Source organism: Granulicoccus phenolivorans DSM 17626 = NBRC 107789 = JCM 15570, from assembly GCF_000423085.1.
Lineage (GTDB): Bacteria > Actinomycetota > Actinomycetes > Propionibacteriales > Propionibacteriaceae > Granulicoccus > Granulicoccus phenolivorans.
The window spans coordinates 1-24,371 of record NZ_AUHH01000014.1 but is presented as its reverse complement, the minus strand read 5'-3'; the positions used below and the strand labels follow the sequence as shown (position 1 = coordinate 24,371).

General features: G+C 70.1%; 23 protein-coding genes and 1 riboswitch. Of the genes, 14 read left to right on the top strand and 9 right to left on the bottom strand.

What is annotated here, in order from left to right:
• Window positions 1-62: 62 nt before the first annotated feature.
• Both G531_RS0107235 and G531_RS0107230 read right to left on the bottom strand, forming a co-directional pair.
• Window positions 63-548 (bottom strand): hypothetical protein, encoded by a 486-nt coding sequence (locus G531_RS0107235; RefSeq protein WP_026926725.1) that lies wholly within the window; start codon window positions 546-548, stop codon window positions 63-65.
• Entirely contained in the window at window positions 541-1,353 is an 813-nt protein-coding gene (locus G531_RS0107230) for an alpha/beta hydrolase (protein WP_026926724.1), read from the bottom strand. The genes G531_RS0107235 and G531_RS0107230 overlap by 8 nt, the downstream gene beginning before the upstream one ends.
• A 129-nt stretch (window positions 1,354-1,482) precedes the next feature.
• On the opposite strand from G531_RS0107230, the gene G531_RS0107225 reads away from it, so the two are divergent.
• From G531_RS0107225 to G531_RS0107210, 4 genes are all read left to right on the top strand, one after another.
• Window positions 1,483-2,241, top strand: a complete 759-nt coding sequence (locus tag G531_RS0107225) for a lysophospholipid acyltransferase family protein (protein ID WP_026926723.1) — start codon at window positions 1,483-1,485, stop codon at window positions 2,239-2,241.
• 1 nt (window position 2,242) lies between these two features.
• Window positions 2,243-3,451 carry a sensor histidine kinase gene (locus tag G531_RS24450; protein ID WP_051215192.1) on the top strand — a complete coding sequence of 403 codons (1,209 nt, stop codon included), beginning with the start codon at window positions 2,243-2,245 and terminating at the stop codon, window positions 3,449-3,451.
• Window positions 3,448-4,116 (top strand): response regulator, encoded by a 669-nt coding sequence (locus tag G531_RS0107215; RefSeq protein ID WP_026926722.1) that lies wholly within the window; start codon window positions 3,448-3,450, stop codon window positions 4,114-4,116. Before G531_RS24450 ends, G531_RS0107215 begins: the two co-directional genes overlap by 4 nt.
• A 119-nt stretch (window positions 4,117-4,235) precedes the next feature.
• The gene (locus G531_RS0107210; protein WP_026926721.1) at window positions 4,236-5,615 is read left to right on the top strand and encodes a class II 3-deoxy-7-phosphoheptulonate synthase; all 1,380 of its coding nucleotides are present in this window, start codon (window positions 4,236-4,238) and stop codon (window positions 5,613-5,615) included.
• A gap of 486 nt (window positions 5,616-6,101) precedes the next feature.
• On the opposite strand, the gene G531_RS0107205 is transcribed toward G531_RS0107210, so the two are convergent.
• From G531_RS0107205 to thiS, 3 genes are all read right to left on the bottom strand, one after another.
• Window positions 6,102-6,419: a hypothetical protein gene (locus G531_RS0107205; RefSeq protein WP_026926720.1), complete on the bottom strand. Its 318-nt coding sequence runs from the start codon at window positions 6,417-6,419 to the stop codon at window positions 6,102-6,104.
• An 88-nt stretch (window positions 6,420-6,507) separates the two neighbouring features.
• A complete protein-coding gene (locus tag G531_RS24445; protein ID WP_060930026.1) occupies window positions 6,508-8,880 on the bottom strand; it encodes a Stk1 family PASTA domain-containing Ser/Thr kinase in 2,373 nt (790 codons plus the stop codon).
• Between the two features lie 179 nt (window positions 8,881-9,059).
• Window positions 9,060-9,251, bottom strand: a complete 192-nt coding sequence (gene thiS / locus G531_RS0107195) for a sulfur carrier protein ThiS (RefSeq protein ID WP_026926719.1) — start codon at window positions 9,249-9,251, stop codon at window positions 9,060-9,062.
• Window positions 9,252-9,408: 157 nt separating this feature from the next.
• On the opposite strand from thiS, the gene G531_RS0107190 reads away from it, so the two are divergent.
• The 3 genes from G531_RS0107190 to G531_RS26900 are packed head-to-tail and all read left to right on the top strand — an operon-like array spanning window position 9,409 to window position 11,035.
• The gene (locus G531_RS0107190) at window positions 9,409-10,152 is read left to right on the top strand and encodes a thiamine phosphate synthase (protein ID WP_026926718.1); all 744 of its coding nucleotides are present in this window, start codon (window positions 9,409-9,411) and stop codon (window positions 10,150-10,152) included.
• Window positions 10,149-10,685: a guanyl-specific ribonuclease gene (locus G531_RS26680; RefSeq protein ID WP_245630527.1), complete on the top strand. Its 537-nt coding sequence runs from the start codon at window positions 10,149-10,151 to the stop codon at window positions 10,683-10,685. Before G531_RS0107190 ends, G531_RS26680 begins: the two co-directional genes overlap by 4 nt.
• Window positions 10,682-11,035 carry a barstar family protein gene (locus tag G531_RS26900; protein WP_051215190.1) on the top strand — a complete coding sequence of 118 codons (354 nt, stop codon included), beginning with the start codon at window positions 10,682-10,684 and terminating at the stop codon, window positions 11,033-11,035. The genes G531_RS26680 and G531_RS26900 overlap by 4 nt, the downstream gene beginning before the upstream one ends.
• Before the next feature lie 40 nt (window positions 11,036-11,075).
• Here G531_RS26900 and G531_RS0107175 read toward each other — a convergent pair whose 3' ends face one another.
• Window positions 11,076-12,182: a polyprenyl synthetase family protein gene (locus tag G531_RS0107175; RefSeq protein WP_026926716.1), complete on the bottom strand. Its 1,107-nt coding sequence runs from the start codon at window positions 12,180-12,182 to the stop codon at window positions 11,076-11,078.
• 49 nt (window positions 12,183-12,231) lie between these two features.
• Here G531_RS0107175 and metF point away from each other — a divergent pair, with 49 nt between their 5' ends.
• The gene (metF, locus tag G531_RS0107170) at window positions 12,232-13,146 is read left to right on the top strand and encodes a methylenetetrahydrofolate reductase [NAD(P)H] (RefSeq protein WP_026926715.1); all 915 of its coding nucleotides are present in this window, start codon (window positions 12,232-12,234) and stop codon (window positions 13,144-13,146) included.
• Here the strand turns inward: metF and G531_RS21125 are convergent.
• Both G531_RS21125 and G531_RS24440 read right to left on the bottom strand, forming a co-directional pair.
• On the bottom strand, window positions 13,082-15,442 hold the full coding sequence (locus G531_RS21125) for a HelD family protein (RefSeq protein ID WP_245630528.1): 2,361 nt from the start codon (window positions 15,440-15,442) through the stop codon (window positions 13,082-13,084). The genes metF and G531_RS21125 overlap by 65 nt on opposite strands.
• Before the next feature lie 97 nt (window positions 15,443-15,539).
• Window positions 15,540-16,520, bottom strand: a complete 981-nt coding sequence (locus G531_RS24440) for a hypothetical protein (RefSeq protein WP_145978761.1) — start codon at window positions 16,518-16,520, stop codon at window positions 15,540-15,542.
• Window positions 16,521-16,648: 128 nt separating this feature from the next.
• Window positions 16,649-16,784: riboswitch (FMN riboswitch) on the top strand.
• A gap of 177 nt (window positions 16,785-16,961) precedes the next feature.
• Here G531_RS24440 and ribD point away from each other — a divergent pair.
• The 4 genes from ribD to ribH are packed head-to-tail and all read left to right on the top strand — an operon-like array spanning window position 16,962 to window position 20,407.
• Window positions 16,962-18,062 carry a bifunctional diaminohydroxyphosphoribosylaminopyrimidine deaminase/5-amino-6-(5-phosphoribosylamino)uracil reductase RibD gene (gene ribD / locus G531_RS21115; protein WP_373277318.1) on the top strand — a complete coding sequence of 367 codons (1,101 nt, stop codon included), beginning with the start codon at window positions 16,962-16,964 and terminating at the stop codon, window positions 18,060-18,062.
• The gene (locus tag G531_RS0107150; RefSeq protein ID WP_026926713.1) at window positions 18,043-18,657 is read left to right on the top strand and encodes a riboflavin synthase; all 615 of its coding nucleotides are present in this window, start codon (window positions 18,043-18,045) and stop codon (window positions 18,655-18,657) included. Before ribD ends, G531_RS0107150 begins: the two co-directional genes overlap by 20 nt.
• Entirely contained in the window at window positions 18,650-19,936 is a 1,287-nt protein-coding gene (ribB, locus tag G531_RS21110) for a 3,4-dihydroxy-2-butanone-4-phosphate synthase (RefSeq protein WP_051215188.1), read from the top strand. Before G531_RS0107150 ends, ribB begins: the two co-directional genes overlap by 8 nt.
• A 3-nt stretch (window positions 19,937-19,939) precedes the next feature.
• Entirely contained in the window at window positions 19,940-20,407 is a 468-nt protein-coding gene (gene ribH, locus G531_RS0107140; protein ID WP_026926712.1) for a 6,7-dimethyl-8-ribityllumazine synthase, read from the top strand.
• Between the two features lie 4 nt (window positions 20,408-20,411).
• On the opposite strand, the gene G531_RS0107135 is transcribed toward ribH, so the two are convergent.
• Complete coding sequence (locus G531_RS0107135; RefSeq protein ID WP_026926711.1) at window positions 20,412-21,887, bottom strand: XRE family transcriptional regulator; 1,476 nt, start codon at window positions 21,885-21,887, stop codon at window positions 20,412-20,414.
• Window positions 21,888-22,095: 208 nt separating this feature from the next.
• Here G531_RS0107135 and aceB point away from each other — a divergent pair, with 208 nt between their 5' ends.
• The gene (gene aceB, locus G531_RS0107130; RefSeq protein WP_026926710.1) at window positions 22,096-23,685 is read left to right on the top strand and encodes a malate synthase A; all 1,590 of its coding nucleotides are present in this window, start codon (window positions 22,096-22,098) and stop codon (window positions 23,683-23,685) included.
• A 335-nt stretch (window positions 23,686-24,020) separates the two neighbouring features.
• Window positions 24,021-24,371 (top strand): hypothetical protein (locus G531_RS21105; RefSeq protein ID WP_035758144.1); only part of this gene is annotated, 351 nt, incomplete at its 3' end.

The window sequence follows — 24,371 nt, the reverse complement described above, 5'->3', positions numbered from 1 at the left end:
CGTTCACTTGCAGTGTCGTGTTACTGCTGTGTCGGGGGCCGGGGGCGTCCGACCCGGTGGGGTCAGACGACCGCGCCGTTCCCGTCAGAATCGGGCTTGTTGGGCAGCCGCCAGATCAGAATGGCGATCGAGGCCACGAACGCGAGCACGGCCGCGATGCCCATCCAGCCGGGCAGGCGTACGCCGAACAGCGTGACCAGAACGGCCCCCAGGCTGAACGCGAAACACAGCCAGCCGACCACCGAAGGCAGGGCGGGTCGATTCAGCTCGGGCAGCGGCTCCGGCGTCCACTCCGAGCGCTCGGGCTCGCTGCTGTCGGTCCGCTCGACCGCCTCCTCGAGGTTGAACCAGTCCCGCTGGGGGTGCCGGGTACGCCGATGCGCCGGGCGCAGATCCTCCGGTTCCCCGGCGGTGAAACCGGCGGTCTCCGAGGGCGGCGCGGCCGAGCCGGTCGGGTAGCTGCTGACCTCGTCGAGCTCGAGGCCGGAGACCAGGTCGGCGAAGTCCCGCTCGTAGTCCTCGGGACGCCGTTCGCGATGTTCAGCCATGATCGGCCTCCGCGCGACGCGGGTCGTGGGCCCGGAAGAAGCGGACCGACTCCGCGAAGATGGCCGGGGCGTCGTAATCCAGGGTCGCCACGTGGTAGCTGCGCTCCAGGGTGCGGACCGTCACGTCGTGGCTGTTGATCCCGGCCAGGATCGTCTTGGCGGACCCGGGGTCGACCACATGGTCGGTGGCCGAGCGGAACAGCAGCAGGGGCTGATCGACCCGGTCCAGATTCTGGCGGACGTTGCGCCACAGTTCGGTCATCGAGGACAGCGCCTGCAGCGGCGTGCGGTCGTAGCCCCATTCGTCGCCGCCGCGGGCGATGTCGTTGGTGATGCCCTTGACCGACGGGACGAAGCGGCGCAGCACCGGGAGCGCCTTGAGAGCGGGGTTGGCCGAGGAGACCGCGGGATTGACCAGCGCCAGCGCGGCCACGTCGTCGCCGTAGCGTTCGGCCAGCCGCAGCGCGAGCGAGCCGCCCATCGACAGCCCGCCGATGAATACCGCGCGACATTCCTGCCGCAACAGCCGGAACGCCGTCTCGACGGTGGCGTACCAGTCGGTCCAGCTGGTTTCGTTGAGCTGTTCCCAGGTGGTGCCGTGGCCGGGCAGCAGCGGCAACCGGACCCGAAAGCCGGCCTCGACCAGATGCTCGGCCCAGGGCCGCAGGGACCCCGGCGATCCGGTGAAGCCATGGCACAACAGCACGCCGAGTTCACCGGACCCACCCTCGAAGGCACGAGTGTGTTCGGCAAAGCCGGGTTTGGCTCCGGCGGCCTCGGGTGCGGAACTGTCGGTGTACGGCACATGCCAATCCTAGGCCGTCAGCGCAACCGCCGGGCCGGGTGCCCACTGCCGCCGAGGGTCCGCTCGGTCGCGCGAGGACGCGGGAACGGGCCCGGTGAACTAGGGTTTGGTTCGACTCAGGAGGTGTCGGTGTATTACTGGTTTTTCAAGTTCGCACTCTTCGTGCCCGTACTGCGCAGCGTCTGCCGCCCCTGGATCGAGAATCCGGAGAACATCCCGTCCTCCGGAGGCGCGATCCTGGCGAGCAACCATCTCGCCTATGTGGACACGATCGTGCTGCCCCTGATGTCCCGCCGCCGGGTCACCTTCCCCGCCAAGGCGGAATTGTTCCACCAGAAGAGCTTCCTGGGCCGCGTGGTCGGCTGGTTCCTGCGGGCGATCGGTCAGGTGCCGATGGATCGCACCGGGGGCCGGGCCAGCGAGGAATCGCTGAACGAGACCGCCCAGGTGCTGCGCGACGGCCACCTGCTGGGCATCTACCCCGAGGGGACACGCTCGCCCGACGGGCGGCTGTACAAGGGCCGCACCGGAGCGGCCCGGCTCGCCCTGCACCACGGCGTCCCGGTGATCCCGGTGGGGACGGTGGGGACCACCCGGGTGAAGAAGCTGTTCGGGGTCATTCCCTATCTGGATCGTCCCGGGGTCCGGATCGGGCGGCCGTTGGACTTCTCCGCGTACGCCGACCAGGTCGAGGACCGGCAGGTACTGCGCTGGGTCACCGACGAGATCATGGCCGCGATCCAGGATCTGACCGGTCAGGAGTACGTGGACGCGTATTCCTCCAGCGTCAAGGCGGGCAACTTCACCCCCGAGCAGCTCCGCGCCCGGGTCCAGGACCGGCCGGGCAACGCGGGCCGGCCCCCGGCGATCACCACCGCGGAGCCGTGAGGTGGGTCCGGGACAGCCGATGCTGAACGCGGTCCCGGCGCCGGCGGGAGCCGGCGCGGCCACCTCGGTGCCGTTGACCGAGGATCTGCAGCGACCCCAGTTCCGGGTCCTGGTGATGGTCCGGTACGCCCTGCTCGCGATCACCGTGGCGGCCAACCTGGTCCGGCTGCCCCAGGCCCGGATGCCGGCACTGGTGCTGGTCGTGCTGGCCGCGATGATCGCGCTCACCGTGGTGGTGCACCTGCTGCTGCGCCGGCGCCGGCCCTGCCCGCGGCCGGCGCTGTGGGCCGACCTGGTCCTCACCGCCGGACTCACCCTCCTCTCACTGCCGGCCCTGGACCCGGTACCGGAGCCGGCGGCGTACCTGCCGGTGACCGGATTCTGGCTGCTCACCTCCCCGCTGCTGCTCGCCGCGGCGTACGGCTGTCGGGGCGGTGCGCTGTCCTCGACGATTCTGGCGATCGTGGTGTTCGCGCTCCGGCCGGGCGCGGATCCGGTCACCTGGGGGATGCCGCTGACGATGATCGTGGTGACTACCGGGATCGGCTGGATGGTGGATCAGATGCATCAGAGCACCGGCGAGCGGGAACGCTTCCAACTCGCCGCCGCGGCCATGTCGGAGCGGCAGCGGCTGAACCGGATCGTGCACGACGGCGTCCTGCAGGTGCTGGCGATGGTCGCCCGCGACGGTCGCAGCCTCGGCCCGCGCGGGGCGCTGCTGGGGGAGCAGGCGCTGCAGGCCGAACACCAGTTGCGCTCGCTGCTGCAGGACTTCGACATCGATCCCGAGCGCGCCCAGCGCACCGACATGACCCATCGGAACTTCTCCTCGATCCTGGATCGGCACGCCTCGGGCCGGGTCACCGTGTCCACCCCGGCCGACCCGATCCTGTTGGAGGGGGCGCGGGCCCGGGAACTGGACGCCGCGATCACCGAGGCGCTCACCAACGTCGCCAAACACGCAGGGCCGCAGGCGCGCGCCTGGGTGCTGCTGGAGACCGAGGACAACGACGTACTGGTCTCCATCCGCGACAACGGCGTCGGGGGCGACCCGCGCGCCTTCGAGGACGCCATGCGCAACGGCCGGCTCGGGATGAAGCACTCGATCTACGGCCGGATCCGCGACCTCGGGGGCGTGGCAACATTGCATACGGCCCCCGGCCGGGGAGTCGAATGGGAATTCCGCGTTCCGCTGGAGGTACTGCCGTGACACACCAGCCCGACATGCCCCGCCGGGTCATGCTGGTCGACGATCATCCGATGTGGCTGGAGGCCCTCGGGGGAGACCTGGAGGACGACGGTTTCGAGATCGTGGCGGTGGCGCGCAGCGGTGAGGAATGCATGGCCCGGGCCCGGGCGGCCCGGCCCGAGGTGGTGGTGATGGATCTGCAGATCCCGGCCCCCGACGGCGCCACCTGTACCGAGTTGCTGATGAAGGAATTTCCGCAGATGCGGATCCTGGTCATCTCGGCCTCCGGGGAACGCACCGACGTGCTCCGGGCGGTGAAGGCCGGCGCCCGCGGCTACCTGCTCAAGTCGGCCGCCCCGGAGGAACTGGTCGAAGGGGTCCGCCAGACCGCGCTCGGGGAGGCCGTGTTCACCCCCAGCCTGGCCGGGATGGTCCTCGGCGAGTTCCGCCGGATGGTCAGCACCGCCCAGGCCCACAACGACACCGGCCCGACGCTGACCAAGCGGGAGATCGAGGTCCTGCGCTATGTGGCCAAGGGGCTGGCGTACCGGGAGATCGCCGAGCGCCTGTTCGTGTCCCACCGCACCGTGCAGAACCATGTCCAGAACGTGCTGCGCAAACTCGAACTGCACAATCGCGTCGAGCTGGCGCTGTACGCGGTCGAGCAGGGATACCACCAGGACTGACCCACCACCGCCACCAGGACTGACCCACCATCGCCACCAGGACTGACCGGGCAGACCCCCACTGTCCGGGGCTGACACAATATGCGGCAGAATTCCCGGGCCCGGGCTACCCTTTCCCCGTGACTTTCCCGACACTCGAACATCTGCGTACGCTCCCGCTGAAGCAGCAGCCCAGCTATCCCGACCAGGGCAAGGTCGACCAGGTCGTCGAGCGGCTGCGTTCGCGGCCGCCGCTGGTGTTTGCCGGCGAATGCGACGACCTGCGCGAGAAGCTGGCCAAGGTTGCCGCCGGCGAGGCGTTCCTGTTGCAGGGCGGCGACTGCGCCGAGACCTTCGACGGCGTGACCGCGGAGAACGTGAAGAACAAGCTCACCGTGCTGCTGGCCATGTCGGTGGTGCTCACCTATGCCGCGCAGGTGCCGGTGGTCAAGGTGGGGCGGATCGCCGGGCAGTACGCCAAGCCGCGCTCCAGCGACACCGAGACCCGCAACGGGGTCAGCCTGCCCAGTTACCGCGGCGACGCGGTCAACGGGTTCGACTTCACCGCCGCGGCGCGGGTGCCCGATCCGGAGCGCCTGCTGGATGTCTACAACGCCTCGGCGGCCACGCTGAACCTGACCCGGGCGTTCATGACCGGTGGCTTCGCCGATCTGCGCCGGGTGCACAACTGGAACCGTAACTTCGTCGCCGGTGGGGCGATGGCCCGCTTCGAGAAGCTGGCCGACGAGATCGATCAGGCGCTGCGCTTCATGGTGGCCTGCGGGATCGACGGCGATCAGATGAAGACCGTCGACTTCTTCGCCTCCCACGAGGCGTTGCTGCTCGACTACGAGCACGCGATGACCCGGATCGATTCGCGGACCCAGCAGCCCTACGACACCTCCGGCCACCTGGTCTGGATCGGGGAGCGGACCCGCGACCTCAACGGCGCCCACGTGGAACTGCTGAGCAGCGTCCGCAACCCGGTCGGCATCAAGCTCGGCCCGAAGGTGACCCCCGAGGACGTGCTCGGCCTGGTCGAGAAGATCGACCCGGAGCAGGAACCCGGCCGGCTGACGCTGATCACCCGGATGGGGGCGGGCAAGGTGCGCGAGGCGCTGCCGCCGGTGATCGAGGCCGTCGAGCAGACCGGCCGCAAGGTGGTCTGGGTGTGCGACCCGATGCACGGCAACACCTTCACCGCCAAGAACGGCTACAAGACCCGATCCTTCAGCGACGTGGTCGAGGAGGTCAACGGGTGGTTCGACGTGCACGACGATCTGGGCACCTGGCCCGGCGGCGTCCACATCGAACTCACCGGGGACGACGTCACCGAGTGTGTCGGTGGGTCCGGGGGGCTGATCGAGCAGGATCTGGAGTCCCGCTACGAGACCGTCTGCGACCCGCGGCTGAACCGCGATCAGTCGCTGGAGCTGGCCTTCACCGTCGCCGAGCGGCTGACCGACGGCCGGATCAACCGGCACAACCCGGTCCAGGCGTTCGTGCCGGCCGAACTCTGAGCCGGCCGACCGTTCGCCCTGGTAGCGCCACGCGGCCGGGACCGGCACGAGCACCCGCGAACCGGGGGAGCGCCTGCGAACCGGGGGAGCGCCCGCGCGGGGCCAGGTGCCTGCGCCGGCGAGGTGGATCCCGGTGGGCGTTCGGCGGGTTCGGTGTGCGGGGGCAGTTTGCGTACGCGGGCCGGGTTCGGCCGGGCGGGTCCTGCAGGGGCCGCGGGCCGGATGCGGACCAGCGGGCCGGCACGAGCACCCGCGAAGTGGTGGAAGACCCGCGCAACGCCATGCCCGCTTCCGTGATTGGGGACCGGGACTGCGCGGAGCACTGGGGTCCAGGCGTCCGTGCCGGCCGAGCTCTGAGCCGGCCGACCGTCCGCCCCTGGCAGCGCCACGCGGCCGGGACCCCTCGGGGTTCTGGCCGCGTGCGGTTTCCCGCGACGGTGCGTCTTGATGTTTCCGGTCGGGTGCGGTCGGATGGGCGCGGTCGGGTCAGATGTCGTCGTCGCCGGCCAGGCCGCCCTCGCCCTCCCAGGTCTCCACCCGCTGGGTGGTGCTCTCCGACCACTTCTTGCGTACGCCGTAGCCGGCCCGCTCGTCCTCGGCGACGAACAGGGCCCCGAACTCCTCCAGCGCCCGCCGCAGCCGGAGGTTCTCCTCGGCATCCAGGGTCCCGTCACCCTGCTCGTACGCCCGCAGCCGCTGCGCCGAAAGATCCGCGGCCTCGGCCACCATGGCATAGGACACCTGGGTCAGGGCCCGAGCGGAGCGGGCGAGGTCCCCGGGAATGATGAAGTCATGGGAAGTCATGGGTCCATCTTGGCCCGTGGCCGGCTGCGCGGCCACCCGGGGGCCGCACCCGGCCGGTTCGAACGAGGTTGGTTCGGACGGGACCGGTTCAGACGAGGCTGAGGGTGATCGTGGACCCCTGGGCCACCTCGGTGCCGCCGGCGGGGTTGGTCTCCGAGACCGCCTCCAACCCTACGTAGTTCGGCGCCTTGGTGGTCTCCACCTTGAAGCCGGCCTTCTCCAGCACCCCGCGGGCGTCCTGAGCACTCATCGCCTTCACCTCGGGCACCTTCACCATCAGCGGACCCTTGGAGTCCACCAGGGTGATCGTGCCGCCGCGCATCCCGGCACCGTTCTTCGGATCCTGGCGCGCCACATTGCCCTGCGGGGTGTTCGAGTACTCACTGGTCACCTTCACGGTGAATCCGGCCTTCTCCAGCGCCGCCTTCGCGTCGGTGGTGGAGCGGCCGGTCCAGTCCTCGATCTTGATCGGCTGGGGGCCCTTGGAGACGGTCAGGTCGATCGCGGTGTCCCGCTTCAACTGGTCCCCGGGGGCGGCCGAGGCCTCCACCACCTTTCCGGCCGGGACCTCGGCGTTCCAGGACTCGGTGACCTTCCCGACCTTCAGATTGACCCCGGCCAACGCCTGCTGGGCCTCGTCGCGGGACTTACCGGCCACCTCGGGCATCGCGAACCGTTCCGGGCCGCGCGAGACGACCAGGTGCACGCTGCTGCCACGCAGCAGGCGGGTGTCGGCGGCGGGATCTGAGCTGATCACCGCCCCGGCCGGAACCGTCTCGTCGAACGCGTCCTCCTGGGTCACGGTCACATCGGCCGCCTGGGCCGCCCGGACCGCCTGGTCCACCGGCTGGTTCGCGAACTGCGGGCTGGTCGTCCAGCGGCCCTCGGCGTACCAGTAGCCGACGCCGCCACCGACGGCCAGCAGCACCAGCAGCAGGCCGATCAGGAGCGTGCGGCGACGCCGGAACACGGTGCGCTGGTGTGCGGTGGACGGGTGGGCGGTGGACCGGACCGGGCCGGCGGCCGGCTTCCGGGCCGGTACGGGGTCGGGGATCGGGGGCTGCGGGGCGACCTTCTTCCCGGCCGCCGGGGCTGTCCCAGCGGTGACCACCGGGGCCTTCGCCGCGGCGGGGGCCGGCGTGGCCGGTGTCGACGTCGGGCGGTTCGCGCCGGACAGCAGACCCCGGACCCGGGCGGCGAGCGTACGCGGGGCGCCGCTCGACGCGGCAGACTTCGCCGACGCGGCCTGCTTGGTGGACGCGGCCTGCTTGGCGGACTTCGCCGGCCGGACCGGGGCCTCGTCCTCCGCGGCGACCGGGAGCGGGATCGCGGAGACGACCTCGCGTTCGGGGGCCTCGAAGCGGTCGTAGGCGTCCATCATCGCCGGGCTGGAGGCCGACTGCGAACGCGAGGAGTAGGGCCGCACGGGGATCCGCCGGCTGGCGTGCAGGGCGGTGCTGTGCGGGCTGACCGGGGTCGGCGGCGTCGGCGGGGTGGGCGGCGGGGGAGCCACCACCGCGGTCGGCTCGTTGGACCCGGCGAAGGTCTGGGAGAACTGCAGGGTCAGCGACGGGTCGTCCATCACCCCGGAGGACAGCGCCTCCCGAGCGGTGCGGACCATCCCCAGCATGGTCCGCGCATCGTCGGGTCGCTCATCGCGTTCGCGCCGGGTCGCGGCCCGGACCAGGGCGTCCAGGTAGGGCGGGATGCCCGAGCGGGAGGTACGCCAATCGTGGCTGCACAGCGTCGAGGGCGCCGGGACATCGTTGTGCACATGGGCGTACGCGACCTGGATCGGGGTGTCCCCGGTGTGCGGCTTCGAGCCGGTCAGCATCTCGAACAGCACGATGCCGGTGGAGTAGACATCGCTGCGGGTGTCGGCCTTGCCGGTGGTGACCAGCTCCGGCGGCAGGTAGGACACGGTTCCGATCAGCAGGCCCTGGGTCGCGGTCGAGGACTGCGCGGTGACCGCCCGGGCCAGGCCGAAGTCGGCCACCTTGAGTTGGCCCCGATGGGAGATCAGCACGTTCTCCGGCTTCACGTCACGGTGGACCAGGCCGGATTCGTGCGCGGCCACCAGGGCCGACAGGATCTGGTCGGTGATCTCCAGGGCGCGCAGCGGGTCCAGCGGTGCCTCGCGGGAGATGAGGTTGCGCAGCGTACGCCCGGCCACATACTCCATCACGATGTAGGGGCGGCCCAGGTCGACTCCCTGGTCGAACACCGAGACGATGTTGGGGTGGGACAGCTTGGCCGCCGCGCGCGCCTCGCGGTCGAACTTGCGGGCGAAATCCTGATCGTCGCCCAGGCCCTCGTGCATCACCTTGATCGCGACCTCACGGGTCAATCGGCGATCCATCGCTCGGTAGACGGTGGCCATGCCGCCCCGAGCAACACGGGCCCGGATCTCGTACCGTCCGTCGAGGAGGGTACCGACCAAGGGGTCGCTCACGCTGGTCATCGTCACGAGAATGCTCCGTCACGGTTCGGGGAAGAAGGGGAAGGCCGTGCTGGCTGGTGTCGATTCTAGGGAGCGGGCCGCAACCGGCTCGTTACCGACGCGCCGTGTGCCCGGTTTGCCTGTGTGACGGATCAGGCTGGTGTGACAGATGTGGCGATGTGACGGCTGGGGCGAGAGGGTCAGTCGTGCCGGCAGTGCAGAATCTCGACGATCGAACCGTCGTCCAGCAGGTGCTTGGCGCACTCCCGCGGCTCCAGTGACCGCCCGTCGACCAGCACGCGGTAGTTCCCGTCGGAGATAGTGGTCACCAGGTCGGCCACCGTGGTGCCTTCGGGGATGTCGCGGACTTCTCCGTTGACCTTGATCAGCATCGTCGCTCCTTTTGTTCCACGGTACCGATCCCGCTGGGGCTGGGCAATGCTCTGCAACCCCGCCGTGGTGCGGTACTGCTCACATCCGCCCGCGGCGGCCCGGCCCGGGGGCCCGTCGATCGACGCCCGCGCGGCAGCGGTTCGGTAGGCTGGATGGGTGACTGTTCTGATGGGCCTCGATGTGCGGCTGCGGCTTGCCCGCCTGTATATGTGCACCGATCTGCGGGAACGCCAGGGCGACTTCATCGAGTTCGTCTCTGCCTGCCTGAACGGTGGGGTCGACGTCATCCAGATTCGCCAGCCCGGGCTGACCGAGCGCCAGGAGCTGGCGGCGCTGGAGAAGTTGCGGGAACTCTCCTTCCCGTTCGAGGGGTTGGTGGTGGTCAACGACTCCCCGACGGTGGCCCGGGCGTTCCAGGCCGATGTGCTGCATCTGCGCCCCGGGGGGATCGCCCCGAAGCAGGCCCGCCCGTCCCTGCATCAGTGGGGGCTGATCGGTCAGGGCGCCCGGACCCCGAAGCAGATCGACGCCGCCCTGGCCGATCCCGACGTGGACTACCTCACCGTCGGCCCGGTCTATCCGACCCCGGACTTCCCCGATGCGTCCGGCGGGACGGACCTGGTGCGATACGCCGCGACCGTGGCCCCACCCGGGGACATCGAATCCCGACCCTGGTTCGCCGGCGGCGGAGTCAGTGAGGACAACCTGGAGGAGGTGCTGGCCGCCGGGGCCCGGCGGATCGCCGTGATCCGCGCTCTGGCCGAGTCCACCGATCCGCAGGCCACCGCCGAACGATTGGCGAACCGGCTGCGCCGCGCCTGGAACGAGGATCCGGCGATGCAGGACTATCTGGCCAAGGCCTTCCGGGGCCCGCAGCGCAAGCGTGGGGGTCGCCGGTGAAGTTGTCGCGTCGCACCCTGTCCTGGGCCGCGGCCGTGGTCGTGGCGATCGCGGTGGTGGTGGCCCTGCTGCTCCAGCCGGGGTCGGGCACCTCCGGTCGGGCCGGCTCCGCGAACCCGGCCACCCACGCCGACAGCGCTGCCACCAAGACAGCCGGGGCGGCTCCCTCCGCGGCCGCCTCGCGCAGCTCGGGCACGGACCAACAGAAGAGCAAGCAGGGCAGTGCGCAGCAGGCGACCGATCCGGAGACCGGGCTGCGCTGGATCGATGCCTCCGCCCTGCCTGCCCAGGCCCGGGACACGCTGACCCTGATCGACCGGGGTGGCCCCTATCCCTATGACAAGGACGGCGCCACCTTCGGGAATTTCGAGCGCGTCCTGCCCGACCAGCCGCGCGGCTACTACCGGGAGTACACCGTGGTGACCCCGGGCGAGAACGACCGCGGGGCGCGCCGCATCGTCACCGGCAACAACAACAAGGTCTACTTCTGGACCGACGACCACTACGCCACCTTCGCCCGGATCCGCCGATGACCACCCCGGCGCACCACAACACCGCCGACCTGTACGCCGGGCGCGGCGGGATCTACCGGGGCAGTGTCGATCCCGACAATCTCCCCGGCTGGCACACGTACGCGGTGACCGCTTCGGACAAGGCGGGGCTGTTGGCCGCCCTGGCCCGGGAGATGAGCCTGCCGAGCTACTTCGGCCGCAACCTCGACGCACTGTGGGACGTGCTGACCGACCTCACCGAACCGACCGCGGTGCTGTGGACCGGCTGGGCCGACCTGGCGATCGCCCAGCCCCGGGACTGGGCGATCGTGCTGGACCTGTTCAGCGAACGCACCCGGCTCACCCCACCGTTCGCCCTGGTACTGGTCTGAGCCGGTGCTGGTCTGAGCCGGTGCGGGCTGAGGAGCGGGCTCAGTGGGCCCGGCGTACGGTGGCCTCGGCCAGGCCGATCAGGCCGGCCCGGCCCAGGTCGGTGAACTCGGCGGCATCCAGCGCGGCGACGGCGGTGTCGAACGCCTCGGCGATCAGCGCCTCCACCCGCTGCTCGGCCCCGGACTCGGCGATGATGGTGCGGGCCTCGGCGACCCCGTCGGCGGTCAGGTCCGGATTGCCGACCAGCTCATCCAGCCGGGCCGCGGCGGCGGTGCCGAGGTGGGCGTACGCCTCGGCCAGCAGCACCGTGCGCTTGCCCTCCCGCAGATCGTCCCCGGCGGGTTTTCCGGTGATCGCGGAGTCCCCGAACACCCCCAGCAGGTCGTCGCGGAATTGGAAGGCCCGCCCCAGCGGTGATCCGTACGCCGCCAGCGCCGCCTGCTGCGCGGCCGAACCGGCCGCCAGGGCGGCGCCGATCTGGACCGGGCGCTGCACGGAGTACTTGGCCGTCTTGTACTCCACCACCCGGTTGACCTCGGCCAATGCCGCCGCCGCATCCGCGGAGCGGGGCCGGTGCTGGGCCAGCACATCGAGGTACTGCCCACAGGTCACCTCGGTGCGCACCGCATGCACCAGCGGATGGACCCGCGCCCGGGCCGATTCACTCAGCCCCGCGGTGTCCAGCATCTCCATCGACCAGACCAGCAGCAGGTCGCCGAGCAGGATCGCGCCGGCGCGCCCGAAGTCGGCCCCCGAGCCGAGCAGGCCGCGCGCGGTGTGCCGGGCCTCCAACTGCCGATGCGCCGAGGGCATCCCGCGCCGGGTGTCGGAGGCGTCCATCACGTCGTCGTGCATCAACGCCGAGACGTGCAGCAGGTCCAGACTGGCGGCCGCCTGCAGCAGTGACGCGGCGGCGGTGTCGTCGGGCTCCCCGGCGACCGCGGCGTACCCCCACACGGCGAAGGCCGGCCGCAGCCGCTTGCCGCCGGCGGTGAAGGCCGCGGCCAGCTCGGCCAGATCCGACATCTCCGGACCCATCGCCTCCAGCACCGGCTGCTGGCGGGCCAGGAAATCGGTGATCTGGGCACCGATGGCCGCTCGGAGCGCGGGCGAGACGGGAACGGCGGGATCAAGGAACTGGACCATACCCTGAGCCTAGGGGGCCCGATCCAGTGGCGTCGCCTATCTTTGCGGCATGCCCGCACCCCGAACCGCCTCGCGGACCGCCACCATTGCCGACCTGCTCGCCGAGGGCGGCGAGCCGCTGTTCTCCTTCGAGTTCTTCCCGCCGAAGGACGAGGCCGCCGAACAGCAGCTGTGGCAGACCCTGCGCGAGCTGCAGCGGCTGCGGCCGGACTTCGTGTCGGTCACCTACGGCGCGAACGGCTCGAACCGGGACCGCACGATCCGGATCACCCGCGACATCGAGCGGGAGACCGGCCTGCGCACGATGGCCCATCTGACCTGTGTGTCGCAACCGGTGAGCCAGCTGCGGCACGTCCTGGGGTCCTATGCCGAGGCCGGGATCCGGCACATTCTGGCGGTCCGCGGCGATATGCCCGGTGGGCCGACGGTGCCGTGGCAGGCACATCCCGACGGGCTGCAGAACGCCACCGAGCTGGTCCGGCTGGTGAAGAGCCTGGGCAACTTCTGTGTCGGGGTGGGGGCGTTCCCCGATGCCCATCCCGAGCACTACGACTTCGACCTGGATGCCCGGATCCTGGTGGACAAGGCCGAGGCGGGCGCCGATTTTGCCATCACCCAGCTGTTCTTCGATCCGGACGCGTACTTCCGCCTGGTCGAGCGGGTCCGGGCCCTGGGCTGCGACCTGCCGATCATTCCCGGCATCCAGCCGGTCACCAACATCAAGCAGATCGAGCGGTTCGCGGCCCTGTCCGGCGCCGAACTGCCGGCCCGGGTGACCGACCGGCTGCACGCGGTCGCCGACAACCCCGAGGACGTCCGCAAGGTCGGCGTGGACATCGCCACCGAGCTCTCCCAGGCCCTGCTGGCCGGGGGAGCGCCGGGGCTGCACTACTACACGCTCAATCGGTCCCGCGCGACCCGAGAGATCGCCGCCACCGTCCGCCCCCGGTCAGGTCGAGGGTGACCAGCCGCTGGGTGGGCCGGGTCAGCGCCACATAGAGGACGCGGACCCCGCCGGGCGACTCGGCCACGATCTCGTCGGGGGAGACGACCAGCACCGCGTCATACTCCAGCCCCTTGGCCTCCAGCGGGCCGATCACGACCAGCCGTTCGGCGATCTCGGCGGGCAGTGGCGAGCCGGCGGTCCGGGCTGCCTCGCCGGATCCGTTCGCCCCGGCTGCCTCGCCGGATCCGTTCGCCGCGGCGGGCAGCAGGGCCGCGGTCACCGCGGCGATCCGGCTGGGCGGGCAGATCACTCCGATGCTGCCCTCGACCACCTCGCCCAGCTCGGTGACCTGTTCGATGATCGTGTCGATGAGATCGGCGGGGGTGGTGGTCAGCAGGGCCGGTTCGACCCCGGTCGAGCGGACCGCGGTGGGCAGGTCGGCGTCCGGGTACGCCTCGACGACCACCTTGGCCGCCAGGTTGAACACCTCCGCCGGGGACCGGTAGTTGGTGCTCATCCGGAACCGGCGTACCGGTGCCTTGCCGACCAGATCGGTCATCGCCCGGTCGGTCTCGGCGGCATCGGGCCAGGAACTCTGGGCCGGATCGCCGACCACGGTCCAGGAGGCCTGGGCGCCGCGGCGGCGCAACATCCGCCAGGCCATCGGCGTGACGTCCTGCGCCTCGTCGACCAGGACGTGGGCGTAGGTGCGGAAGTCGTCGTCGTACTCCTCCCGCTCGGTGACCCGGGCCTGCACCCGCTCCATCGTGGTCACCACCTCGGTGACGTCGGTGCCGTCGGCCAGGAACAGCGGAACCTCGGTCTCGGTCTCCTCGGTGACCGGGCCCAGCCGGTACGCCAGTTCGTCCAGCAGTGCGGAATCGTCGATCGACCAGTCGGTGTGTTCGGCGTACGAATCGGCCAGGATCCGGATCTGTTCGGGGGAGAGCTGATCGGCGGCGACCCGGCGGACCAACTCCGGATCGGCCAGCCGACGCAGCACCCGGGTGGCGCGCAGCGACGGCCACCACTGCGGCAGGAAGTCCTGCCAGGCCTGGGACTCGGTGACGTACTCCTCGAACTCCGCCCGCTCCAGGTCCAGATCGGCCGGCTTCTTCTGCCACAGCGCGGTCAGCAGCGCCGCCTCGGCCGAGGGCCGGGCCTGGTTGACCTTCTGATGGCGCAGTACCTCGGTCCGGATGCGTTCGAGTTGGGCCGCGCCGATGGTGAACACCTCGCCCTTCACGGTGAGCCGCAGCCGCAGCTCGGTGGCCTCGCCGGCGCTGGGGTCGCCGGTGGGCACCGGTTCGTTGATCAACCGGCGCAGCAGCGGCAGCATCCGCAGCGACCCCTTGATCGCATGGGCCTCGGCCGAATCGATCCGTTCGGTGCGGAACCCGAAGACATCGGAGGCGACCGACCCGAGCGCGCGCAGCGTCACCGAGTCCTCGCCCAGGCTGGGCAGCACCCGTTCGATGTAGTTCATGAAGACCCGCGACGGGCCTACCACCAGCACGCCGCCGTTCTCGAAGCGCCGCCGGTTCGAATACAGCAGGTACGCCGCGCGGTGCAGCGCCACCACCGTTTTTCCGGTGCCCGGGCCGCCGGCGATGATGGTGAACCCGTGATAGGGGGCGCGGATCGCTTCGTCCTGCTCGGCCTGGATGGTGGCCACGATGTCCCGCATCCGGGGTCCGCGGGCCCGGCTCAGGGCCGCCATCAGGGCGCCCTCGCCGATCACCACCATGTCCTCGGGAGCGTTCTCGCCGTCGATCAGGTCGTCCTCGATGCCGATCACCCGGTCACTGCGCGAGCGCAGCACCCGGCGCCGGATGACCTCCATCGGTTCGGCGGAGGTCGCCCGGTAGAAGGGCTCGGCGGCGCGGGCGCGCCAGTCGATCACCAGCGGCTCGTAGTCCTCGTCGCGGACGCCGATCCGGCCGATGTAGCGGATCTCCTCGGCCAACAGATCCAGCCGGCCGAACACCAACCCCTCGTGCTCGGCATTCAGCGTGGCCAACCGGCGGGCCGACTGGAAGGCGAACACATCGCGCTCGAACAGCCCGGTCCCGTCCTCCTCGCGGACGAAGTCGGCACGATCGCGCTCGAACAGGGTCTTCCCCTGGGCCGCCACCTGTTCGGCGGAGCGATGGGCGTCCCCGAGGCGGTCGTACACCCGATCGACGTGGCGCTGCTCGATCGCAATTTCCCGGGCCAGGACGGCATCGTGGGAATGGTCGAGGGGTTCCTCGGAGTCCGGCGATCCATTGCGGTCGCTCGACGGACGGTCCAGGGTGCGATCGTGCGAAGTCAAACCGGAGTCCTCCCAGGAGACAGACAACTGAGTCTACGCCGCAGAATCGCTGAGGACGAAAGTCCGGTTTCGCTCCCCGGTTCGGATTCGGTCGCGCTCAGCCCAGCCGGCTGATGCTGAGCTCCCGGTTGCTGGGGTGCACGTTCACCCCGGTCAGGTCCAGATGCACCGCATAGGTGGCCAGCGCGGCCGACAGCAACTGCCCGGTAACGTTCGACCCGGCTGTGGTGTGCCGCCCGCAGGTGTAGCGCCCCTCGAACCGGGGCCCGGTGCGCTGATGCCAGGGGACCGGCCGGCGCCGGCCGAGCAGCCCCTTGCGACGCGGAATCTCCCCGTACGCCACCACCGTGGCATCCGCGTGGGCCGGCGGCTCGTCGGCGCGGCGTACCCCGCGGGTCTCCAGCCGGGTCCGCAGGGCGGTGATCAACGCCTGGTTGCCGACCGGGATCCCGACCGAATCGGTGACCTGCCACAGCCCGAAGGTCCGCTCCACATTCAGCCACATGGTGTCGGCGGCCGGGGAGTGCTCGGGGTCGTCGTCCTGGGCGCTGGCCAGCACCAGCGGGGACAGCACCCGGTGGTCGACGGCGGTGGCCACCTCGGCGACGGTGGTGTGCCACCACCAGGTGCTGCTCATCTCCGCAAGGTGTTCCGGCTGGAGTTCGGCCTCCATCCCGGACAGCCGTCGGGCCTGCCAGATCTGGCCCAGGCCGTCGAGCAGGTCGCGCCAGGAGGTGGCGTACTCGGTGCCGAAGGCCTCCCGGATCGCGACGAACTGTTCGCCCCGATCGGTCGGCAGGACGAAGGTGCCGTGGCTGGTCGGCACCTCGCGGGAGGGCACCGCGCGCAACTGCCACCCGGCCCGGGCCAGTTCGGCCTCCAACGGGCGGCCCGACTTCTTGAACAGGTCCCGCCAGGCGGCGGGGAGCATCAGCAGTTCCGGCAGGGGCGGGGTGCATGCCAACTCCGCTTCGGCAGCGGGGTCGCTGATCAGGGTGACCTCATGGCCCAGTTTGGCCAACCGCGCCGCGGCAGCCATTCCGGCGAGGGTCTCGCCCAATACGTTGATCCGGCTCATGAACACGAGCGTAGGCCTGATTCGGCCCAGAAACCGAGTCGGTTCGCGTCCCGAACATAACCGACCCGCGGTTCGGTGGCCGGAACGGACCGGTCGGCAGGACTCGCCGCAATGAGGCATACTGTGTAGCACGTGCTCCGGGGTCGGTGTAATTCCGAACCGGCGGTGATAGTCCGCGAACCGGTCACCCCGCAACGGGTGGTCGGCTGACTCGGTGAAATTCCGAGACCGACGGTGAAAGTCCGGATGGGAGGCAGCGCGTACGTGGCCGGCAGGCCCCGGCGCAATGGGTGGGTGCCCATTGTGGTGGGTCCACTCGGTGTTGGTGGCATCCTCGTGATGCCGTCGGTCACGCCCGTGTTTCCTCCCTCGATCCCCTGCGTACGGCGGGGCATGACTGCGTGTCCCGCGGAAGTGTTCGAGGAGGATCGGATGACGCCACTGCCGGCCCGGGACCGGGATCTGCTGCAGCGCGCGCTGACACTGGCCGCGCTGGGGCCGCTCGCCGACCCCAATCCCCGGGTGGGGGCGGTGATCACCGACCCGACCGGGGCGATCGTGGGGGAGGGATTCCACCACGGTGCGGGTACGCCGCACGCCGAGGTCGAGGCCCTGCGGGCGGCCGGGGCGGCTGCCGCCGGGGGAACGGCGTACGTCAGCCTGGAGCCGTGCAACCACACCGGCCGGACCGGACCCTGCGCCCAGGCATTGCTGGCCGCCGGCATCGTCCGGGTCGTCCACGCCGCGAGCGATCCGAACCCGAGTGCCCGCGGCGGGGCGGCCACCCTGCGCGCCGCCGGGGTCGAGGTGGCGTCCGGGGAGACGGTCGCGCCCGATCTGGCCGCGGCGGCCGAGGCGCTGAACGAGGCCTGGGGCTTCGCGGTCACCCGGCACCGGCCCCAGGTGATCTGGAAGTACGCCGCCACTCTGGACGGGCGCAGCGCGGCCGCCGACGGCACCTCGCAATGGATCACCGGCCCCGCCGCTCGCGCCGACGTCCATGACCTGCGCGCCACGGCCGGGGCGATCCTGGTCGGCACCGGAACCGTCCTCGCCGACGATCCGCAGTTGACCGTACGCTGGCCCGACGGCACCCTGCGCGACCGGCAGCCGCTGCGGGTCGTCGTCGGGCGGACCGAGATCCCCGCCGACGCCCGGGTCCGCGACACCGCCGCCGAAACCCTGCAGCTGAGCGGATCCCCGGCTGACGTGCTCGCCGAACTGCAGCGCCGCGACATCCGCCGGGTCTGGCTCGAGGGTGGCCCGCGGCTGGCCGCGGCCTTCTGGCGCGCCGGACTGGTCGATCGCACCTACGCCTACCTCGCCCCCGCCCTGCTCGGCGCCGGCGCGACCGCGATCGGCGACCTCGGCATCACCACGATCACCGGGATCACCCGACTGCAGTTCGGCGACGTCCGCCGCATCGGCGCGGATCTGCGCCTGACCCTGGAGCCGACCCCGTCGGCTCCCGCCCAGCCCGGATCAACCACCCACCCCATCGGATCTGCCCAGGAGGAAGCCCATGTTCACCGGAATCGTTGAAGAATTGGGGGAGGTCGCCGCGATCGAGCCGGCGACCGACTCCGCGGTACTACGGCTGCGCGGCCCCCTGGTGGTCTCCGACGCCACCCACGGCGCCTCGATCAGCGTCAACGGCGTGTGCCTGACCGTGGTCGACTCCGATGCCGAGAGCTTCAGCGTGGACGTGATGGCCGAAACCCTGCACCGCTCGAGCCTGGGCTCGCTCGCGGTGGGCGATCCGGTGAACCTGGAACGCGCGATGCCCGCCGACGGCCGCTTCGGTGGGCACATCGTGCAGGGGCACGTGGACGGCACCGCCGTCCTGCTCACCCGCGAACCCGGCGACCGCTGGGAAGTGCTGACCTTCGATCTGCCGCCGGCGCTGGCCCGCTATGTGGTGGAGAAGGGCTCGATCACCGTGGACGGGGTGTCGCTGACGGTGTCGGCGGTCACCGACGACACGTTCAGCGTCTCGCTGATCCCGACCACCCTGGCGCTGACCACGCTGGGGCGGCGCCGGCCCGGGGACCGGGTGAATCTGGAGGTCGATGTGATCGCCAAATATGTCGAACGCCTGAATCGGGCGTCACAGGAGGAGGACAAGACCGATGAGTGAGTTTGCCGCGATCGAGGAGGCGCTGGCGGCACTGCGCGTCGGCAAGCCGGTGCTGGTCCTCGACGATGCCGACCGGGAGAACGAGGGGGATGTGATCCTCGCCGGCGAGGGCCTGTCCAGCGAATGGCTGGGCTGGGCGATCCGGTACAGCTCGGGCTATCTGTGTGCGCCGATGCCCGAGGAGTGGGCCGACCGGCTGGAGCTCCCGCTGATGGTCGAGCAGTCCACCGACCTGTTGCGCACCGCGTACACCATCACCGTCGACGCGGCGGTCGGCACGACCACCGGGATCAGTGCCCACGACCGGGCGCTGACCGTACGCCTGCTCGCCGACCCGGACGCCACCCCCGGTGACTTCCGCCGCCCCGGCCATGTGGTGCCGCTGCGCGCGCGTACCGGTGGGGTGCTGGTCCGCCGTGGGCACACCGAGGCCACCGTCGACCTGTGCCGGTTGGCCGGGATGCAGCCGGTCGGGGTGATCGGGGAACTCGTCCACGATGACGGGTCGATGATGCGGACTCCCGACGTGCTGCGGCTGGGGGAGAAGTTCGACCTGCCGGTGATCACCATCGAGGAACTGGCCCAGTGGCGCCGCACCCACGATCCGATCGACGCGGCCGCCAGCATCGCGCCCCGGCCGCGGATCGAACGGACCGCGACCACCCGGCTCCCGACCGAATGGGGCACCTTCACCGTCCACGGGTACCGCGACCTGCGGACCGGGGCCGAACACATGGCGTTGATCTCCCCGCTCGGGCTGATCGGGGATCCGCCCGCGGTGCGGCTGCATTCGGAATGCCTGACCGGGGACGTGTTCGGGTCGATGCGCTGCGACTGCGGTCCGCAACTGAACCACGGCCTGGCCCATGTCGCCCAGCACGGCGGCGCGGTGGTCTATCTGCGCGGCCACGAGGGTCGGGGGATCGGGCTGCTGCAGAAGCTGGCCGCCTATGAACTGCAGGACGGCGGCTTCGACACCGTGGACGCCCAGGTCGAACTGGGGCTGCCGATCGATGCGCGTGAGTACGGCGCGGCGGCGGCGATCCTGACCGACCTCGGCATCGACCGGGTGAAGCTGCTGACCAACAATCCCGCCAAGGTCAACGCACTGCGGGAGTTCGGGGTCGAGGTCAGCGAGGTGATCCCCTCACTGACCGGATCGAACCCGCACAACGCCCGCTACCTGGGCACCAAGCGGGACCGGATGGGACACCGGATCCCGGTGCTGCCCGTCGATCCGGACCACACCAACCTCGAACACACCCAGAAAGGCGCCTGAATCATGGCCGGACACGGAGCTCCCACCCTCGACGTCGCTGCCCCCGACCTGAAGGTCGCGATCGTCGCCGCCTCCTGGCACACCGAGGTGATGGACGGACTGATCGGCGGCGCCCGGCGTGGCCTGGCCGATGCCGGGATCACCGACCCGGACCTGATCCGGGTCCCGGGCGCCTTCGAACTGCCGGTGGTGTGCGGTCGGCTCGCCGAACGCTACGACGCACTGGTCGCGCTGGGCGTGGTGATCCGGGGCGGTACGCCGCACTTCGAGTACGTCTGCCAGGCGGCCACGATGGGGCTGACCGACGTCTCGGTGACCTCGGGGACCCCGGTCGGGTTCGGGGTGCTCACCTGTGACAACGAGCAGCAGGCCCGGGACCGGGCCGGGCTACCCGGATCGGCGGAGGACAAGGGACACGAGGCGGCCACCGCGGCGGTGGCGACGGCCCTGGTGCTGGCCGCGGCGGTCTGAGCGCTCAGTCCTCGGCGTGCGCCTCGAGGAAGGCGTACACCGCCATCTCGTCCACCCCGGGGAAGGCACCCGGCGGCAGCGCGGCGAGCAGGTGCGAGTGGGCGCGGGCGCTCGGCCAGGCCCGCTTCTCCCACTGGCGCGCCATCCGCTCCGGCGGGCGGCGGCAGCACCGCTCATCGGGGCAGCTGGAGGTGTCGCGGTACTTGGTGATCCGGCCGCGGAACCACTTGGCGTGCACGTACGGCACTCCCAGGCTGGTCGCGAAATCGCCGCCGGAGGCATGCTCGACCCGGGCGGTGCACCAGAAGGTGCCGCTGGGGGTATCGGTGTAGGAGTCGAAGGAGTTGAACTGGTCGGCCACCTCGAACACCTGCCGGGCGGTCCAGAACCGGCACACCGGCTGCCCCTCGATCGCGCCGGTGTGATCGGCGGGGAAACACACCCCGTCGTTCTCGTAGGCCTTGTAGATCGTGCCGGATTCGTGCACCCGCAGGAAGTGCACCGGTAGTTCCAGGTGGTGGGTGAGCAGGTTCGTCATCCGGTGGGCAGCCGACTCGTAGGAGACCGCGAACGAGTCCCGCAGGTCCTCCACGGCCAACTGCTTGTTCTTCTTGGCCGTGCGCAGGTGCAGCACCGTCGAGGATTCCGGCATCTGCAGCGCCGCGGCGAAGTAGTTGGTCTCCACCCGTTGGCGCAGGAAGTCGCCGTAGTTGGTCGGCGCCCGGTGGCCCAGGACGTAGTGGCCCAGTGCCTGCAGCAGCACCGTGCGCGGATCGTGGTCGGAGTTGCGCGCCTGCGGCAGGTAGATCCGCATCTGGTCCAGGTCGGTCACCGACCGGGTCGAGTGGGGCAGGTCGGTCACGTGGTGCAGGGTGAAACCCAGGTGTTCGGTGATCGCGCCGATCGCGTGCTGGGACAGCGGACCCTGGTGATAGTCCACCTTCGCCAGCAGCTTGCCGGCCTCGGCCTCGAGCTCGGGGAAGTAGTTGTTGCGGGCCCGCATCTCGGCCCGCAGGTCGACATTGGCCCGCCGGGCCTCCTCGGGCGTAGCGGCGGTCTGATCGGCCTGATGCTCGATCTCGCGGTAGAGACCGACCAGCGCCTCCAGCACCTCGGTCGACATCCGCGGGGAGATGCGCACCTGGGGCAGATTTCGCTGCTGCGCCAGCGGGGAGTTCATCGCCCGGTCCAGCTCGATCTCCAGCGCGGTGCGCCGGTCGGGGGTGCCGGAGGTCAGCGTGTCGAGGCTCACGGCGTACAACTGGGCGAGCTTGTGCAACTGGGACACCTTGGCCTCCCGCTTGCCGTTCTCCAGCATCGAGAGCTGGGAGGACGCCATGCCGGTGGCGGTGGAGACCTGGGCGAGGGTCAGGTTGTGCTGCTTGCGCAGCTGGCGCAGGTGGCGGCCGACGGAGAAACTGTCGAGAAGATCGGCGGCGGGAGTCTGCCGGACGGGCAGAGCCGAGGCGGGAGCGGTCACCTTTTCAGTGTAGAGAAGATTTCAAAATCTTTCGTTCGGTTTCGTGCACCGACGGCGCCCTTTTCCAGCATTGTTGTTCGCGAGTGGCGCAGGAAGCGCCCCAGCGCCAGGACCGACCCGGTCGTCCTACCCCGCGGACCGGCCGGTCGGCGAGCAGGGAAGACTTGGGTCCGGTCGTCTGTCGAGGTTGCAACGAAAGGACCCAATTGTGAACTCCCGCATTGAGATCAACGGCGCTCCGGTCGAGGGCCAGGAGCGGATCCTGACCCCCGAGGCGCTGGACTTTCTGGTCGAACTGCACGACATCGCCGCCGGCCGCCGCGCCGAACTGCTGCAGGCGCGGCAGGAACTGCGCGACAAGATCGGCGCCGGCTTCAACCCCACCTTCCTGGAGGAGACCAAGCACATCCGCGAGGACGACTCCTGGCGGGTCGCCCCGATCGGGCCGGGCCTGGCCGATCGTCGCGTCGAGATCACCGGTCCGACCGACAAGAAGATGACGATCAACGCGCTGAACTCCGGCGCCAAGGTGTGGCTGGCCGACCAGGAGGACGCCAACACCCCGAACTGGCAGAACGTGATCGGCGGCCAGGTCAGCCTGTACGACGCCAACCGCGACCAGATCGAGTACACCTCGCCGGAGGGCAAGGAGTACCGCCTGCAGGTGCCCTACGAGCAGACCCCGACGATCGTGATGCGGCCGCGGGGGTGGCACCTGGAGGAGAAGCACATCACCGTGGACGGTGAGCGGATGTCCGGCGGCGTGGTCGATTTCGGGCTCTACTTCTTCCACAACGCCGAGCACCTGCTGTCGGTGGGGCGCGGGCCGTACTTCTACCTGCCGAAGACCGAGTCCTACCTCGAGGCGCGGCTGTGGAACGACCTGTTCAACCACGCCGAGCAGAAGTTCGGGATCCCCGGCACCATCCGGGCGACCGTGCTGATCGAGACGATCACCGCCTCGTTCCAGTTGGAGGAGATCATCTACGAGCTGCGCGACCACATGGGTGGCCTGAACGCGGGTCGGTGGGACTACATCTTCTCGATCATCAAGAATTTCCGGCTGCGCGGGGAGGAGTTCGTGCTTCCCGACCGAAAGCAGGTCACGATGACCACTCCGTTCATGCGCTCCTACACCGAGCAGCTGGTCCGGGCGTGTCACCGGCGGGGCGTGCACGCGATCGGTGGCATGGCCGCGTTCATCCCGAACCGGCGCGATCCGCAGGTGACCGAGAAGGCACTGGCCGCAGTGCACGAGGACAAGAAGCGCGAGGCCAATGATGGCTTCGACGGGTCCTGGGTCGCACACCCGGACCTGGTGCCGATCTGCCGCGAGGAGTTCGACGCGGTGCTCGGGGACAAGCCGAACCAGATCGACCGGTTGCGTGAGGACGTCGTGCCCGACGACAAGTCGCTGATCGACCTGAAGATCGAGGGCGGACAGATCACCGAGGCCGGGGTGCGGACCAACGTCGAGGTCGGCATCCGCTACCTCGAGGCTTGGCTGCGGGGCAACGGTGCCGCGGGCATCAACAACCTGATGGAGGACGTGGCCACCGCCGAGATCTCGCGCTCGCAGATCTGGCAGTGGATCCACTGCGGATCGAAGACCGCCGAGGGGCAGACGGTGACCCGGGACTGGATCGAGCAGTTGATCGAGGAGGAGTTCACCAAGCTGCCGCGCACCGAGGGGGACAAGTTCGACAACGCCCGCAAGTTGTTCGAAGAGGTGGCGCTGGCCGATGAGTACCCGGCCTTCCTGACCATCCCCGGGTACGACCACTACCTGGAGAACTGACTCGGTTCCTCCCGGTCGGGAAACGACCGGGAGGTACGGCATACCGGGGCCGGTCCGCGTGAGGCGCGGACCGGCCCCGGTGGCGTTTTCGGCTGGGCTTGACCGCGAAACCGTCGCTTTCGGTGCAGCAGATTTTTCCCGGTTGGGGTGGATTTTTCTCTGACTGGGGGAAATGTCGTTCGGGGCGTGTGGGTTCGGGATTTTGGTGCACCGAAAGTGACGGTTGGTCGGGGTTCCGGGGTCGGGTTGGTCATGGTGTGTTCACGCAATGTTGGGTGTGGATAGGTCGGTGGCCGGGTGTTCTGGGGGCCTGGGGTGGGGCAGGATCGGCGGGAGTGCTCGCCCCCGAGTTTGCCGAGGTTGTCATGCGTGTGGCTGGTGTTGTTGTTGCGTTGGGTGTGTTATTGGTGACCGCATGTGGTGGGGGTGAGCCGGAGGGGGCGGAGGAGTCAGCTCTGACGGTGGCACCCAGTTGTACCCTGGGAACGGTCGCCTGCACTGCGGAGGAGGCGGAGACCCAGCGGCTTCAGGCGGAGTTCGTGGAGGCCTACTGGACCTATCTGCGTGAAGAGGATCGGATTACCGCCGAAGGCGGGGTCGACGAGCCAACTTCGATCCTGAAGCAGACGACCGCGGAGGCCTTTCTCGAGGAGAGGATGAGCTCGTTTCGCGGGTGGAAGTCGCAG